The sequence below is a fragment of the Nonomuraea sp. NPDC049486 genome, from assembly GCF_040676925.1.
Taxonomy (GTDB): domain Bacteria; phylum Actinomycetota; class Actinomycetes; order Streptosporangiales; family Streptosporangiaceae; genus Nonomuraea; species Nonomuraea ferruginea.
The window spans coordinates 39,929-54,546 of the sequence record NZ_JBFAPV010000019.1 but is presented as its reverse complement, the minus strand read 5'-3'; the positions used below and the strand labels follow the sequence as shown (position 1 = coordinate 54,546).

Genomic DNA, 14,618 nt, shown 5'->3' with positions numbered 1-14,618 from the left:
CACGAGATCCATTGACGGGAAACAGTGTTTCCATAACGATGTGCGCATGGCGGGCGCTGACGACTACGTCGAGATCCCCGTCGCGGGCAGGGGCCCCCGGCGGGTGCGCCTGGACGCGGCGGCGCCGTTCGGATGGTGGCCCGCGATCTGCGTCGCGCTGATCGCCTTCGTCGACCGGGTGGAGTACAACCTGATGGCGGGGGCGCTGGCCGACATCCAGCGGGATCTCGGGTTCGGCGACACGGCGGGCGGCGCCATCGCGACCTCCGCCGCGCTGGCCGGCGTCATCCTGCTGATCCCCGCCGGGCGGCTGGCCGACCACGGCCGCAGGACCTGGACGCTGTTCCTGGTGGTGGCCGTCTGGTCACTGCTGACCCTCGGCAGCGGGCTGGTGACCTCGTACGCGATGCTGTTCGCCGTGCGGGTGCTGCTCGGCGGCACGGGGCTGCTCTACAACCCGGCGGCCTCCAGCCTGCTGGCCGACTACTTCCCGGGCGGCAGCCGGACCCGGGCGTTCTCGCTGGAGCGCTTCGGCTACTTCGCCGGGCCGCCGGTCGGCATCGTCGCCGGCGGCGCGCTGGCGGAGGCGTACGGCTGGCGGACCATGTTCTTCCTCGTGGCGGTGCCGGGCATGGTGATCGCCCTGCTCTGCCTGACGCTGCGCGAGCCCGAGCGGGGCACCGGCGACCGCATCGAGATGCTCAGGACGGGCCGGCAGCCGCAGCCCGCCGCCCCGCCGGAACGCCGCGGCCCGGTCCTGGCCGAGATGCGGGAGCTGCTCCGGATCAGGACCCTGCGCGCCATCGCCGTCGGGCTCGGCACGGTCTTCTTCGGGCTGGGCGGGCTGATGTTCTGGCTGCCCACCTTCTACCAGCGCGCCTTCGACCTGTCCGTGGGCGCCGCCTCCGGGCTGGCCGGCGGCGTCGGACTGCTCGGCATGGTCACCGGCAGCGTGCTCGGCGCCCGGCTCGGTGACAGGGGGCACCTGGTCAGGCCGGGATGGCGGGTGACCGTCGGCGCCTGGGGGCTGCTCGTCGGGGCGCTGGCCCTGACGGGGGTCGCCCTGCTGCTGGTGCTGCCGGTGCAGCTGCTCTGCCTGGCGGTCGCCTCAGGCGGGTTCCTGGTGGCCATCCCCAACCTGACGGCGGCCGCCGCCGACGTGGTGCCCGCCGCGCGGCGAGGGCTCGGGTTCGCGCTGCTGCAGTTCCTGCTCTCCCTGGCGGGATCGGCTGGACCGCTGCTGGTCGGCGCGTTCTCCGACGCCACCGGATCGCTGCGCTGGGCGTACGCCATCCTCGCCGTCCCGTTGCTGGCCGGCGCGCTGCTGGCGTTCCGGGGCAGGGCGAGCCTGGAGGACGACAGGGGGACCGCCCTCCGGGCCCTTCAGTGATCGCGCAGGAGGGAGCCCGCGCCGTACACCTTGTCCTCGATGCCGTTGTCCCGCAGCGCCATCCACCAGGTGGCGGCGTTGATGGCGATGACCGGCTTGCCCAGCCAGCGCTCGGCCTCGTCGGCCAGCCGCACCATCGACAGGTTCGTCCCGCACTGCACCAGCACGTCCACCTCGGCGGAGTTCACCTCCACCAGCGCGTCGCGCAGCTCGGCCTCGCCCACGTGCGCGATCGACACGGCGGTGGGGCACTTGAGTCCCTTGATCGCGGTCACCTCGAAGCCGATCTCGGAGAAGAAGCGGACCACGTTCTCGTCGCCGACCGGCTGGTAGGGGGTGACGACGCCGATCCGGCGGGCGCCGAAGAGCTTCAGCGCGCGCTCGCAGGCCTCGGCGCCGGTGGCGACCCGCAGGCCGGTGAGGCCGTGGATCTGCTCGACGAACTGCCGGTTGCCCTCGACGCCGCCCCAGAAGGTCTCCGCGGACATGCCCATGACCATGTAGTCGGGCTCGCAGGTCATCACCCGTTCGCAGGCGGCGCCGAGTTCGTCGCGGATCTGGCCGAGCAGGCGTTCCATGCCCTCATTTCCGGACATGTTCTGATCTCTGATGTGGATCCTGCCGAAGTGCGCGGTCACCCCCGGCACGGTCATCGCAGAGAAGTCCGGCTCCACGATCGTGTTCGTCGACGGCGCGATCACGCCGAACTTGCGTCGCCAGCCGAGCGCGTCGGTCACGGCAGCACCTTTCTCCTCGTGAAGGGGGCGGTGGCGAAGCGGGCCATGACCTTGCGGTTGGTCAGCCAGCGGACGTGCGCGCCGTTCCCGATCCGGGCGAGCGCCTGCTCGGCCAGCCACGGGGTCACGGTCTCGACCCGGTCGGCCAGGATGTCGAAGACCTTGCGGGACTTCCGGTTCAGGTCGCGGACGAGCAGGTCGGTGACGACCATGCCGGGACTGAGCAGCCCGACGGACACCCCGTCGGGCACCTCCTTGGCCAGGGCCTTGGTCAGGTAGTTCAGCGCCCGCTTGGTGGACCCGTACACCGACAGTCCGGGCACCGCCCGGCCGTCGCTGCCCAGGCCCTCCATGTTCCACACGTGGCCGTGGCCCTGGCCGGCCATGCCCGCCAGCGCCACGGCGCAGCCGTTGATCACCCCGTTGAGGTTGACGTCGACGACCGCGCGGGTCTCCTGCTCGGTCAGCTCCCACAGCGGCACGCGCCGCTGGGTGACGCCGGCGTTGTTGATCCACACGTCCACCCGGCCGTACTCGGCGACGGCCGTGTCCCACAGCTCGCGCACCTGGGCCCGGTCGGTGACGTCGGCGACGACGCCGAGCCCGTCCTCGGGCGCCGTGGCGCTGCCGCAGGTCACCACCTGGTGGCCGCGTGCCAGGAACTCCCTGACCAGGCCGCGCCCGATGCCGCGGCTGCCGCCGGTCACGACGATGACCACGTCAGCACCCCGTGCATCACCGCGGCGAGCGTGCCGCCCTCGAACAGTTCGTAGACCACCGCCAGTTCCGTCCCCGAGCCCATGCCGGGCGTGGCGTCGAGCATGAACTCCCGGCCCTTCAGCTTCCACACGTCCGCGAAGTGCACGCTGGGGTAGTCGGCCCGGCCGAACGCCTGGGCGTTGCCCCACGCGTCCGGCCCTTCGTAGAAGGAACGGCAGCCGTCGCGCCGCACGTCGGCCGCGTACTCCCGCTCCAGCGCGCCCGACCAGGTGACGCGCCGGCGGGTCCTCAGCAGGTCGAGCGGCTCCAGCTCGACCCGGACCTCGACCGTGCCGGCGGGCTTCTGGTCGGCGCCGAACAGCTCGCAGGCGCCGGCGAACGCGCCGCCGGTCTTGGTCGGCAGGATGTACGGGACCGGCCCGTTCCGCGTCTCGGCGGCGAGCCAGTCGGCGGTCCTGGCCGGGTCGCGGGTGTAGAGGCCGTTGAAGCAGCCCACGACCGCCGGCCCCTGGTAGAGCATCGAGGAGTAGACCTGGGTGTCGCCGATCACCTGGTTCCAGGTGTTGAGGTCCACCTGCCAGCCGGGGCCGTAGTAGTGCGCGTCGACGAAGGTCCCGTACGGCTGGCCGGTGCCGTAGAAGTCGGGGCCGGTGTAGATCCGGCTGGCGTCGGAGTCGACCACCCCGAAGGCGAACGGGGCGCCCAGCCGGAACCGGCCCGCCATCGGCCCGCCGCCTTCCAGGCCGCCGTCCATGTAGTAGGTGGTCACGCCGTCCTCGTGGACGGAGGAGCGGCGGATGTCCTCGTACCCCTGCCACGTCCCTGTCGCGTCGAACAGGGACGGCCTGCCGACCCATTCGCCCTCGATGCGCCGCTGCCACTCGCTCGGCTCGGTCAACGCAGAAGCTCCTCACGTACGGTCTCGGCCTGTTCCTCGCCGATCAGTCGGGTGACCTGGTGCCAGACGGGGTCCACGGCCGGGGAGAAGAGGTTGGCCCGGTTGACGCGGTCGCGCCCCGCCAGGTCACCGGAGGGCTCGGGCACGCCGCCGGCGACGAGCGCGAGCCAGTGGTCCAGGTAGGCGTCCACGGTGCCGCCGAGCTTGGCGAAGGCGTCCTCGGTGGCGCGGCACACCAGCATCCAGGGCGACATCATGGCCCGCTGCCGGGGGCCGATGGCGGCGGGGGAGAGGCCGTCGAGCTGCCAGGCGCCGTCGAGCGGCTCGGTGAGCGGCAGGAAGCAGGCGTCCAGATACTCCAGGTTGACGGCCAGCTCGGCCCGCGGGATCAGGTCCAGGTGCATGGCGTGGTACTCGGCGGAGGCGACCGAGTCCAGCGTGAAGTGCGGCACCGCGGAGCCCGGACGGGTGAACACGAAGATCATGTGGCTGTCCAGCCCGATCTGCGGCACCACCAGGCCGACCGCGACCGCCTTGTCGACGACGGTCTCGTCCGCGGGGCGCAGCACCCGCAGGCGGCCGACCGGGGCGGGCGACATCGGCGAGGTGAGCGGCACGTCGCGGGCCGGCCGGAGCTTCAGGGCGTCGGTCAGCCGCTCCAGGACGCGCTCACTCAGCGCTTCGGGCAGGCTCATGGCTGTCTCCTCGGGTCTTGTGCACCCACGCACGGGCGAGTTCGGGATTGTCCCGGCGGGCCGGCGAAGGGATGACGGTGGCCTCGCGGCGCGGCACGTCCCCCATCACGATGTCGTCGCCGCCCAGCCACCAGCCGTCGTCGATCAGCTCCTGGCGGCGCCGCCGGTAGGCGATCTGCAGGGCGTCGCTGCGCAGGTGCAGCTCGGCCGCGAGGTCGAAGGGCAGCAGTTCGGGCCGCTGCGACTCCACCACCACCCGGTCCTGCTCGAAGATCCGCTGGATCCGCTTGACGGCGTTGCGGTCGGCCCACTTGCCGGTGAAGAAGTTGCGGTAGCCGACGAGCTTCACCATGGTGCGGCCCTGGGAGATCGGGATGTTGTGGTCGTACATGATCAGGTCGCCGAACGGGAGCCGGATGTGCAGCTTGACCACGTTCGGCAGGTACCAGCCGTTGGTGACCACGACGGGGTCGAGGCGCTTGGGGGACAGCATGCCCCACAGGCCCTTCGGCGCCGGCGGGTTGAGCAGGATGTCGGCCTCCGCGTGCCATTCGCCCTGCGTCACCTCGTAGTCCGGGATCTCCGGCTTGTCGGGGTTGCCGAAGGCGGTGCCGTGCACGAACGGGGTGTGCGCCGCGTCCACGACGTTCTCCATCGCCCGCTCGTAGTTCGCCTCGACGACGGTCTGCCAGTAGACGGCGCGGAAGGAGGGGTCGTCGTGCTCGGCCATGTGCGGGATCGGCGGGCGCTTGTCCTCGGGCAGGTCGCCCAGATAGGCCCAGACCAGGCCATACTTCTCGACGATCGGGTAGGCGTCGACCCGGGCCTTCTTCGGGATGCCGCGGCCGGGCGGGTTCGCCGGGATCTTCACGCAGGTGCCGTCGGACTCGTACTCCCAGCCGTGGTACGGGCAGGCGACGCGGTCCTCGACCAGCGTGCCCAGCGACAGGGCCCCGCCCCGGTGCACGCACAGGTCGGACAGGCAGGCCACCGAGCCGTCGCGCCGCCGCCAGATCACGAAGTCCTGCCCGAGGCAGGTGACCTTGCGCGGCCGGTGCTCGACGACGTGGCTGAACTCGATCGCGTACCAGAAGTTCTTAAGCATGCTTCCTCCTTACGGGCAGGCCGGACAGGACGGCCCGTGCCTCCGGATCGTCGTGCAGATGGGTACGGAGGAACGCGGTGACCAGCCGGGCCAGTTCGGGCCGGGGCTGGGCGGTGGCCGGCAGATCCAGGAAGGCGCGCGCGGCCGTCGGATCCACCGGGTCGGCGATCATGAAGTGGTTGGCGCCGTCGAAGACGGCCAGCAGGTGCTCGCCGTCGCCGAGCGCCTCCTCGAAGGTCCGGGTGACGGGGTCCGTGGCGTGCCCGTCCTGGCCGTAGCGGTCGGCGCTGCCCATGATGACGCCGTCGCGGGTGCCGACCGACAGCAGCACGGGGCAGTCGGCCTGGGCGGGCACCACGGTGCCCGCGGGCCAGCCCAGCATGGTGGCGACCATGGTGTGCGCCCCGTAGGAGAAGACCGCCTTGACGCCGGGGAAGAACCTGGCCGACTGCATCGCCACCGTGCCGCCGGCGGAGTGGCCGCCGATGGCCACCCGGTCGAGGTCGAGCACGCCCTTGAGCAGCTCGATCTCCGCCAGCGAGGCGAGGACGGCGCCGATGGCCGGGCAGGTCGGGCGGGTGCCGTACCGTCCGGGGGCCGCGGCCTCCAGGTCGACGCCGGGGGTGAGCCCGTACTCGCCGCCGAACAGCTCGCCCACCCGGTCGAACGTCACGCACACGAACCCGGCAGCGGCGATCTCGACCGCGAGCCAGCGGTAGGCGTCCTGCCCGACGTTGATCCCGGACAGGAACAGCACGACCGGGTACGGTCCGCCGTCGGGCGGGAACGTGCCGGTCAGGCGGTCGCCCTCGGCGGCCGCCGGGTAGTGGACCTTGAGATGGGCGGTGCCGAACGGCGGCTCGCCGCCCGTCTCCGCGGCCCACCACAGCGACCTGATCACGACGGCCTCGGCAGCACCCGGTCGCCGCCCCACAGGGCGCGGACGAGCTTGCCGGTCAGCTCCTCGCCGAAGAACCGCACGCCCATGACGTTGGCCGGGTCGCGGTCGGCGATGTTGCGGCGGATGGCCAGGTCGGTGGCGGCGAGCGCGGGCCGCCGCTCCTCCGGCACGGGCTCGGCCTCGTCCACCCAGGTCAGCCAGCGGTCCACACGGTCGTCGAGCAGCTTCGCGACCAGGTCGATGTTGTCCTGGGCGCGGGGGAAGGAGTAGCAGTGCGCGACGGGCGACAGGCCGGCCCGGATGAACCCGGCGCGGCTGGTGAACCAGGTGAAGTCCGGGTGCTCCTCCTTGAACCGGAGCCAGTCGGCGTCGAGCGGCGCGTAGTAGCGGTCGTAGTAGTCGCCGTCCTCGGTCAGGTTCACCCGGGGGATCGCGTCGGTGTAGAACCAGCCCTCCGGCCACACCAGCAGCGCGATGCCCAGGTGCGGCACGTCGATCTGCGGGCCGAGCCACACGGTCAGGTGCAGGTTGGCGAAGCTCGCCGTGGGGTTGCCCAGCCAGGAGTGGACCATCCAGTCCACCTCCGGGCCGGTGTAGGCCTCGATCCGGCCGCCGGGGCCGTCGGGGTAGGTGCCGTAGCTGTCGAACTGCTCGCTCGACGGGTCCCGGGTGAGCACGAACTTCGCCTCGATCCTGGCTTTGAGCCGGGCGAGGATGCCGCGCATCTGCTCGAAGGTCTCGGTGACGTCGACCACCGGGGACTCGTCGAGCATCTGCTCGACGTGCTGAAGCGTTTCCTTCACAGCTGATCTTCCCCAGTCTGTTACCGGTAAAGAAACGGTGTTTCCTTTGCAGGATCCCCCGAAAGCGTGACCCGTGTCCAGGACATCGGGCTATCCCTCGTGATCGACGACCGCCCGCGCGGCCAGCTTCGGACGCAGCCAGCCGGCCAGCTCCAGGTGGTCGGGGTGCTGCTGGTAGCCGCGCAGCTCGTCGGCGGACTCGTGCGTGGTGACCAGGCACAGGTCGTAGGAGACGGGCGAGTGGACCACGTCCAGGTGCGCGGAGAGCTCCCTGATCTGCGGCACCCTGCCCGCCAGCGCTTCGAGCCGCTCCTTGGCCTCGGGCGCGTCGGCGGGATCGGTGAACTTCATCAGCACGACGTGGGTCAGCACAGGCTGCCTCCTCTGGACATCTCGCCCTGTTTCGCGAGATTGTAGGCATTGGAAACGCTGTTTCTCTAGATGTAACAGGGAGGCGCTGTGGTGCGCGTCGCCGCGGTGCAGTTCGAGGCCGGCCAGGACGTCGCCGCGAACCTCGCCACCAGCCTTCGCATGATCGGCGAGGCCGCCGGCCGCGGCGCCGAGCTGATCGTGTTACCCGAGTTCTGCAACCATCTGTCCTGGTACGAGAGCCGCGAGCACGCCCGCGCGATGGCCTGCCGGCACGGGGACCCCTTCCTGGCCGCCGTCGCCGGCGCCGCCCGCCGGCACCGCGCCCACGTCAAGATCGGCGTCACCCTGGCCCGCGACGACGGCCGCACCACCGGCGCGTCCCTCCTCTACGGCCCCGGCGGCGAGCTGCTGGGCGAGGCGGACAAGCAGATCCTGATGGGCGCCGAGAACGACCACCTCGACCCGGCGACCGCCCCCGGCCCGGTGGTGGACACCGCCGCCGGCCGCGTCGGCATGTACGCCTGCATGGAAGGCGTCATCAACGAGGTCACCAGAGGGCTGGCGGTGCGTGGCGCGCAGATCCTGCTCAACAGCCTGAACTCGTTCGCCACCGACGAGGCCTCGCTGCACGTCCCGGTCCGCGCGGCCGAGAACAAGGTGTGGGTGGTCGCGGCCAACAAGGTCGGCCCGCTGATCCCCGCCGACCGGCTGGCGCAGGTCGGCGCCGGTCTCGGGGTGCCGGTCGGCTGGCTGCACGGCGCGGGCGAGAGCCAGATCGTCGCCCCGGACGGCACCGTCGTGGCCCGGGCCCCGCGCACCGGCGAGGCCGTGGTGGTCGCCGACATCGACCCGGCCGCCGCCGACGCCGGCCGCGCCCGCCTCCTCGCCACCCGCCGTCCCGCCCGCTACGCCGCCATCACCCGGCCCCCGCGCGGCCGCACCGCCCCGCCGGGCGCGGCCGTCCTCCCGGTCGCGGTGGTCCGCGCCGGCGCCCCCGCCGTCCGCCGGGCCGCCCGCGACGGCGCCCTCCTCATCGTCCTGCCGGAAGGCTCCCCGCTGTCGGCTGCGGAGGCCTCGGCAGCGGTACGGGACACGCCGGCCCACGTGGTGACCGGCACCGGCGCCCTGGTGAACGCCACCGGCGAGGCGCCTGCGGCCGAGGCCGGCCCCTGCCCGATCCACCGGTTGCCCTGGGGACGGCTGGCGATCGTCGCCGGTGAGGACGCGCGGCATCCGGAGGAGTTCCGGCTGGCGGCGCTGGCCGACGCCGACGTGGTCGCGGTCCCGTACACCGCCAGGGAGCCGTGGGAGCTGCGGCTCGGCCTGCTGGAGAGGGCGGCGGAGAACCGGCTCAACCTGGTGGTGGCCGGGCAGGACGGCCCGGACGGGGTGGCGGGGCTCGTCCTGGCCGCGCCCCGGGACTTCACGCTCTGGACCGCCTGGGAGGGGCCGTTCACCGGCCGCATCAGCCACCCCGTGGTGACCACGGTGAAGAACGCCGACGAGGTCGCGCACGCCGTGGTGTGGCCGGAGCAGGCGGTCAACCGGCACGTCTCCCGGGGCACCGACCTGGTGGACGGCCGCCCCTGGCACCTGTCCGGAGCCTTGGTCGGCCAGGCAGGCTGACGAGCACCGGGTCGGTGCTCGTCAGGCCGGGTAGGCGGTCGCGGGCAGGCCGGCGCCGCCGTCGCGGAAGGCCGCGGGGGCGTGGACGACCGCGCTCTGGACGTACTCCAGCAGCCCTTCTTCGCCGTACTCCCGGCCGTAGCCGCTGCGCTTGACACCGCCGAAGGGGGCGCGCAGGGACATGCCGGTGCGGTTGTGGGTGTTGACGAAGACGTAGCCGGCTTCGAGGCGGGCGGCCAGGTCGAAGGCGCGGTCCTCGTCGGCGGACCACACCGAGGCGGCGAGGCCGAGATCCCCCGCGTTGGCCCTGGCCGGCAGCTCCTTCTCGGTGTCGTAGGGCAGCAACGGCACCGCCGGGCCGAACTGCTCCTCGGTGACCAGGGGCGCCTGGTCGTCCAGCCCGGTCACGAGGGTTGGGGTCACGAAATATCCGGATTCGAGGTCGCCGACTGCCCGCCCGAGCGGCACCGCCGTACCCCCACGGGAGAGCGACCCCGCGACCAGCGCCCGGATCCGGTCGGCGGCCGGGCCGGAGATGACCGGCCCCATGGTGACCCCGGGCGTGAGCGGATCGCCGACGACCAGGACCCGCTCCGCCGCCGCCGTGTACGCCTCGGTGAACTCCGCCACCCGGGCGCGCGGCACGTACAGCCGTTTGGCGGCCATGCACACCTGCCCGCTGGTCGCGAACGTCGCCATGACCAGCCGCTCGTAGTCGTCGCCGGACAGCGCGAAGTCCGGCAGGAAGATCGCCGGGTCGTTGCCGCCGAGCTCCATGACCGAAGGCGTGAGCATCGAACCGGCCGCCGCCGCGATCTCCCGCCCGGCCGCGTCGCCGCCGGTGAAGGCCACCTTGCGGACCGCCGGGTGGGTGACGAGCGCCCGCCCGGCCGGCGCGCCCCCGTGCACCACCTCCACCGCGGGCAGCGCCGCGGCCACCTCGCTCACGGCCAGCGGCGCCAGCGGCGACGGCTTGAGCACCACCGCGTTGCCCGCCGCCAGCGCGGGCGCCAGCTTGACCATGGCCAGGATGACCGGGGCGTTCCACGGCGTGACGCACCCCACCACCCCGTACGGTGCGCGCCGGACGACCAGGCGGCCCGCGGCGTCGTCGATCTCGGCCGGGGCGAGCACCCGGGGCGCGTTGTCGCACACCCAGCGCAGGTACGTGAGCGCGAACGAGATCTCGCCCCGGCAGTCGGCCAGCGGCTTGCCCGACTCGCGCGCCAGCAGCACGGCCAGCTCGCCGGCCCTGCCGGAGACGGCCTCGGCGGCCTCCCACAGGACGGCCACCCGTTCCCCGATCGGCCGCGCCGCCCACTCCCGCCGCGCCTCGCCGGCCCGCCGCACCGCCGCGTCCACGCCGTCCGCATCGGTGACGGGAACCCGGCCCACGACCTCGGCGACCCGTGCGGGGTTCTCCCGCCTGATCACGTCCACCACGCCTCCTTTCCGCCCGCTACCCGGCCGTCCAGCGGGACGTTCCTCGTGCCCAGGCGGTGCTTGCCCGCCCCCTCTGAGAGCGGGCTTCTCTCCCGAGCGGTGCTTGCCCCCGGCGGGGAGCGGAGTGTCATCCGAGGGACGTGATCAGGCAGGCGCGCAGCAGATGCGCTCGGGCGGCCTCCGGGTCGGCGGCCAGGGCGCGCAGTTCGGCGTGGTGGGCGGCGGGGTCGGCCGAGCGCAGCTTCTCCCAGTTGCCGTGACTGATCGCGCGCACGTGCTGGAGCGCCACCTCCCGCCGCCTCGCGGCGACCGCGTCGACCGCCCCGGAGTCCTGGAGCAGGGCGCCGGCGAGCAGGACCGCGTCGTGGATGCCGCTGTTCATGCCGAGCCCGCCCAGCGGGTTGTTGACGTGGGCCGCGTCCCCGGCCAGCAGGACGGGCCCGTGCCGGAAGCGGGCGGCCACCCGCTGGTGGACGCGATAGAGCGAGGCGTGCGCGACCTTCCAGTCACGCCCGGGGTCGGCGACGGCCCGCAGCCGACCGGCCAGCCGGGCGAGCTCCGCCTCGTCGGAGGTGCCGCCGGGGGTGGGCAGCAGCACCCGCCAGTGGTCGGGCGTGCGCAGCAGGACGAGCCACTCCTCGGGGTCGAAGACGTAGTTGATCGACGCGATGCCCGGCAGCAGCCCGTCCAGGTCCTCGTCCGTGGAGGCGACCAGGAACCGTTCGGGGTACGTGATGCCTTCGAACGGGATCCCGAGCGCCCGCCGTACCGCCGAGTGGGCGCCGTCGGCGGCGATCAGCCGGTCGGCGGCGAACCGCGCGCCACCCGCGGTGGTCACCAGCACGCCGCCGCCGCGCGGCAGGACCTCGCGGACCGCCGACCCGAACAGCACCTCGCCGCCGTGCCGGACCAGGTGCTCCATCAGGATCGGGGTCAGCTTGCTCTGCTCGCACTGCACCCGGTACGGGTACGGCGTGTCCGCGGCGAGCGCGCCCATGTCGAGGGTGGCGATGGCGCCGCCCCGCCGGTCGCGGTACTGGAAGGTACGCGCGACCAGGCCGAGGGCCATCAGCTCCGGCAGCACGCCGAGCCCGGCGAGCATCTCCAGCGTGGGCGGGTGGAAGGTGGAGGCCCGCGACTCGGCGGCCAGGCCAGGCCCGGCTTCCAGGACGGTCACCGGCACCCCGCCGCGCGCCAGGGTGAGCGCCGCGGTCAGCCCCACCGGCCCGGCCCCCGCGACCAGCACGCGTCTCACGGCGCCCGCTCGACGCCGACCACGCGGGTGCCGGTGAAGAACCGGATGGTCTCCGCCGTGCCCTCGTCCACCAGCCCGGACAGCCCCCACGCCGGTCGCGGCGTGAACAGGTGCAGGCTCAGCACGCTGGACCCGTTGACCTTGACCTCGCCGGCGCGCACCCGCCGGGCGACGTCCAGCGCCCGTTCCTCGTCGGCGCCGACGACATACCCTTCGAGCCCGTACGGTGTCGCGTTGGCCAGCGCGACCGCCTCCTCCTCGGTGTCGTAGGGCACCACGGCGGCGACCGGCCCGAAGATCTCGTCGGCCAGGTCGGCCCCGGTGATGAGAGCGGGCGCCAGGTAGTTGCCTTTGCCGGGCATGTCACCGTACGAGATGGCCTGTCCTCCGGCGTTCTCCGTCGCGTCCCGTACCCGCCGGAGGTGGGCGGAGTGGACGAGCGGGCCGTACTCGGTCTCCGGATCGAGCGGGTCGCCGGCGCGCAGCGCGGCGAGCCGCTCGCCGACGGCCGCCACCAGCTCGGGCAGGCGCGGGCGGGGCACGATCAGCCGGCCCAGCGCCCGGCACCACTGGCCGTTGAGCGAGGTGAGCAGCTCGGCGGCGGACGCGGCGGCGGCGCCGGTGCCGGCGTCGGGCAGCACCACGAGCGGGTTGTTGCCGCCGAGCTCCAGCTGGGCGGGCCGGAGCGCGCTCGCGCAGGCGGCGGCGACGGCGCGGCCGCCGGCCAGGCCGCCGGTGAAGGAGACGGCGCGGATCCGCGGGTCCGCGGCCAGCAGGGCTCCGGTGCGGGCGTCGCCCATGACGAGCTGGAAGACGCCGGGCGGCAGTATCTCGCCGAGGACCTCGGCCAGCACGCGGGTGCCGTAGGGGGCGTACTCGCTGACCTTGAGCACGACGGGGCACCCCGCCGCCAGCGCGCTCGCGGCCTTGTGGGCGGCCATCGGGGCGGGCGCGTTCCACGGCACCAGGCACAGGGCGGGGCCCCAGGGCAGGTGGTGGACCTCGACCCCGTCACGGTCGGCGCGCAGCAGCCCTTGCCTGATCTGGGCGGCGGCCAGCGCGAACGCGCCGTGCACGATCAGCCCGAGCCCGGTGGTCTGCCGGATCGGCACGCCGGTGGCGAAGGACTCCAGGGCGGTGATCTCGCCGGTCCGGTCCCGCAGCGCGGCCGAGGCGGCGTCGAGCAGGTCGGCCCGCCGCTCGGCGGGGGTGCCCGCCCAGGCGGCGGCCACCCGGTCGGCGGCCGCGAGCGCCGCCTCGGCGCGCGCGCCGGAGGAGCCGAGGGCGCGGGCGGCGGGCTCGCCGGTGGCGGGGTTCTCCAGGTCGAAGCCGAGGTCCTCGGTGCAGCGGGCCCAGCGGCCGTCGACGAGGTCGGCGGTCTCCGGCAGCTCGATCATGGCCGCTCCGCGGTGGCGAACAGCGCGTTCTCCTGCGCCTCGGTCACCAGCTGGGCGACCTCCAGCCTGCCGCGTTCGGCCGGGAACGTCATGACCAGCCCCATCGCCAGGTCGCGCAGCGCCCGGCCGGCCGTGCCGCCCATCATGGCGCCGGAGGTGCCCGAGGCCTTGAACGCGCCGAGCGCCACCTGGAAGCAGGCCTCGGTGACCGACCCCTTGCCCATCCGCCACTGGCGGAAGACCTCGGGCTTGGGCCGCAGCGGCGGCTCGGAGGTCTCCAGCAGCAGCTGGCGGCGCAGCCACAGGTAGGCGGTCTCCAGCTGGACGGTCATCTCGCCGATGAGCTGCTGGTGCATGGGCGAGGAGGCGATCGGCCGGCCGGTGTCGGCGAAGGTCTTGCGGGTGAGCTGCTCGACGGTGACGTCGTAGACGTTCTGCGCGCAGCCGGTGTAGACGGCGGCGATGGCGAGCTGGTTGCCGACGAAGCTGCCGCGGCTCATCCTGAGCATCCGGGTGAACGCCCCCGGCACGGTCAGCGCCTCGTCCTCGGGGACGAACACCCGTTCCAGCCTGATGCCGTTGTTGGCGGTGGCCCGCATGCCGAGCCCGTCCCACGGCGCGCGGGTGGAGACGCCCGCCGCGTCGCGCGGCACCAGGAACGTGACCAGGCCCTCGGCGGTGTCGTGGCCCTCCAGCTTGGCCGTGGTCAGGTAGTAGTCGGCGACGCCGGTGGCGCAGCCGAACGACTTCTCGCCGTCCAGCAGCCAGCCGCCGTCGGTGCGGCGCGCGGTGGTGGCGATGGTGATGTTGGCGGTGGAGCTCTTGACGGACTCGGAGGCGAAGTTGGCCAGCCAGACGCCGGAGGCCATCCTGGTCAGCACCTTCTCGGCGAACGCCCGTACGGCGGGGATCTCGCCGTCGTCGAACAGGCCGGCCTCGATCGCCTCCAGCGGCAGCAGGCCGCGGGAGGCGCTGGTGTTGTGGAAGAAGTAGGCCAGGGCGGTGGACGGGCAGGCGGTGCCCATCGCGAACGTCGCGGCGGCGAGGTCGCGCAGCGTGCCGCCGAGCCCGCCGTACTTCTCCGGCACCACGAGGCCGAGCAGCCCGGCGTCGCGCAGCAGCGCGACGTGCTCGATGGGGAAGCGGGCCTCCTCGTCGGCCTTGACGGCGGCGGCGCGCAGCGCGGGCAGCACGGCTTCGACGCGTTCCGCGCGGGCGCGTTCGGCCTCGGTCATGTCGTCGACGAGCCGTTCACCGGTCAGATCGTGGGTCACGT

The 14,618-nt window shown here is 73.4% G+C and carries 14 protein-coding genes; 2 read left to right on the top strand and 12 right to left on the bottom strand.

The window, feature by feature from the left end:
- The first annotated feature begins 46 nt into the window (after window positions 1-46).
- The gene (locus tag AB0K05_RS38500) at window positions 47-1,390 is read left to right on the top strand and encodes an MFS transporter (protein WP_219546350.1); all 1,344 of its coding nucleotides are present in this window, start codon (window positions 47-49) and stop codon (window positions 1,388-1,390) included.
- On the opposite strand, the gene AB0K05_RS38495 is transcribed toward AB0K05_RS38500, so the two are convergent.
- The 8 genes from AB0K05_RS38495 to AB0K05_RS38460 all read right to left on the bottom strand — a co-directional run bounded on the left by AB0K05_RS38495 (window position 1,384) and on the right by AB0K05_RS38460 (window position 7,621).
- Window positions 1,384-2,127 carry an arylmalonate decarboxylase gene (locus AB0K05_RS38495; protein WP_271279346.1) on the bottom strand — a complete coding sequence of 248 codons (744 nt, stop codon included), beginning with the start codon at window positions 2,125-2,127 and terminating at the stop codon, window positions 1,384-1,386. The two genes, AB0K05_RS38500 and AB0K05_RS38495, sit on opposite strands and share 7 nt — an antisense overlap.
- Window positions 2,124-2,846 (bottom strand): SDR family oxidoreductase, encoded by a 723-nt coding sequence (locus AB0K05_RS38490; protein ID WP_364236047.1) that lies wholly within the window; start codon window positions 2,844-2,846, stop codon window positions 2,124-2,126. Before AB0K05_RS38490 ends, AB0K05_RS38495 begins: the two co-directional genes overlap by 4 nt.
- Window positions 2,831-3,745 (bottom strand): hypothetical protein, encoded by a 915-nt coding sequence (locus AB0K05_RS38485; protein WP_219546353.1) that lies wholly within the window; start codon window positions 3,743-3,745, stop codon window positions 2,831-2,833. Before AB0K05_RS38485 ends, AB0K05_RS38490 begins: the two co-directional genes overlap by 16 nt.
- On the bottom strand, window positions 3,742-4,440 hold the full coding sequence (locus tag AB0K05_RS38480; RefSeq protein ID WP_364236044.1) for a hypothetical protein: 699 nt from the start codon (window positions 4,438-4,440) through the stop codon (window positions 3,742-3,744). Before AB0K05_RS38480 ends, AB0K05_RS38485 begins: the two co-directional genes overlap by 4 nt.
- Window positions 4,415-5,545: an aromatic ring-hydroxylating dioxygenase subunit alpha gene (locus AB0K05_RS38475; protein WP_364236042.1), complete on the bottom strand. Its 1,131-nt coding sequence runs from the start codon at window positions 5,543-5,545 to the stop codon at window positions 4,415-4,417. The genes AB0K05_RS38480 and AB0K05_RS38475 overlap by 26 nt, the downstream gene beginning before the upstream one ends.
- Window positions 5,538-6,446: an alpha/beta hydrolase gene (locus tag AB0K05_RS38470; RefSeq protein WP_271279350.1), complete on the bottom strand. Its 909-nt coding sequence runs from the start codon at window positions 6,444-6,446 to the stop codon at window positions 5,538-5,540. Before AB0K05_RS38470 ends, AB0K05_RS38475 begins: the two co-directional genes overlap by 8 nt.
- The gene (locus tag AB0K05_RS38465) at window positions 6,443-7,249 is read right to left on the bottom strand and encodes an oxidoreductase (RefSeq protein WP_271279351.1); all 807 of its coding nucleotides are present in this window, start codon (window positions 7,247-7,249) and stop codon (window positions 6,443-6,445) included. The genes AB0K05_RS38470 and AB0K05_RS38465 overlap by 4 nt, the downstream gene beginning before the upstream one ends.
- A 90-nt stretch (window positions 7,250-7,339) precedes the next feature.
- Entirely contained in the window at window positions 7,340-7,621 is a 282-nt protein-coding gene (locus AB0K05_RS38460; RefSeq protein ID WP_364236038.1) for a Dabb family protein, read from the bottom strand.
- An 87-nt stretch (window positions 7,622-7,708) separates the two neighbouring features.
- Here AB0K05_RS38460 and AB0K05_RS38455 point away from each other — a divergent pair, with 87 nt between their 5' ends.
- Window positions 7,709-9,247, top strand: a complete 1,539-nt coding sequence (locus tag AB0K05_RS38455; RefSeq protein WP_364236035.1) for a carbon-nitrogen hydrolase family protein — start codon at window positions 7,709-7,711, stop codon at window positions 9,245-9,247.
- 21 nt (window positions 9,248-9,268) lie between these two features.
- Here the strand turns inward: AB0K05_RS38455 and AB0K05_RS38450 are convergent, their stop codons facing one another.
- The 4 genes from AB0K05_RS38450 to AB0K05_RS38435 form a co-directional block, all read right to left on the bottom strand.
- Window positions 9,269-10,687, bottom strand: a complete 1,419-nt coding sequence (locus AB0K05_RS38450) for an aldehyde dehydrogenase family protein (RefSeq protein WP_271280484.1) — start codon at window positions 10,685-10,687, stop codon at window positions 9,269-9,271.
- Between the two features lie 130 nt (window positions 10,688-10,817).
- Window positions 10,818-11,945, bottom strand: a complete 1,128-nt coding sequence (locus tag AB0K05_RS38445) for an NAD(P)/FAD-dependent oxidoreductase (protein WP_364236032.1) — start codon at window positions 11,943-11,945, stop codon at window positions 10,818-10,820.
- Complete coding sequence (locus AB0K05_RS38440; RefSeq protein ID WP_364236029.1) at window positions 11,942-13,342, bottom strand: aldehyde dehydrogenase family protein; 1,401 nt, start codon at window positions 13,340-13,342, stop codon at window positions 11,942-11,944. The genes AB0K05_RS38445 and AB0K05_RS38440 overlap by 4 nt, the downstream gene beginning before the upstream one ends.
- Window positions 13,339-14,616 carry an acyl-CoA dehydrogenase family protein gene (locus AB0K05_RS38435; protein WP_271279439.1) on the bottom strand — a complete coding sequence of 426 codons (1,278 nt, stop codon included), beginning with the start codon at window positions 14,614-14,616 and terminating at the stop codon, window positions 13,339-13,341. Before AB0K05_RS38435 ends, AB0K05_RS38440 begins: the two co-directional genes overlap by 4 nt.
- Window positions 14,617-14,618 lie beyond the last annotated feature (2 nt).

Coding starts and splice junctions, on each gene's coding strand:
- AB0K05_RS38500 (WP_219546350.1), top strand. CDS start 47: ATGGCGGGCGCTGACGACTACGTCGAGATCCCCGTCGCGGGCAGGGGC.
- AB0K05_RS38480 (WP_364236044.1), bottom strand. CDS start 4,440: ATGAGCCTGCCCGAAGCGCTGAGTGAGCGCGTCCTGGAGCGGCTGACC.
- AB0K05_RS38475 (WP_364236042.1), bottom strand. CDS start 5,545: ATGCTTAAGAACTTCTGGTACGCGATCGAGTTCAGCCACGTCGTCGAG.
- AB0K05_RS38440 (WP_364236029.1), bottom strand. CDS start 13,342: ATGATCGAGCTGCCGGAGACCGCCGACCTCGTCGACGGCCGCTGGGCC.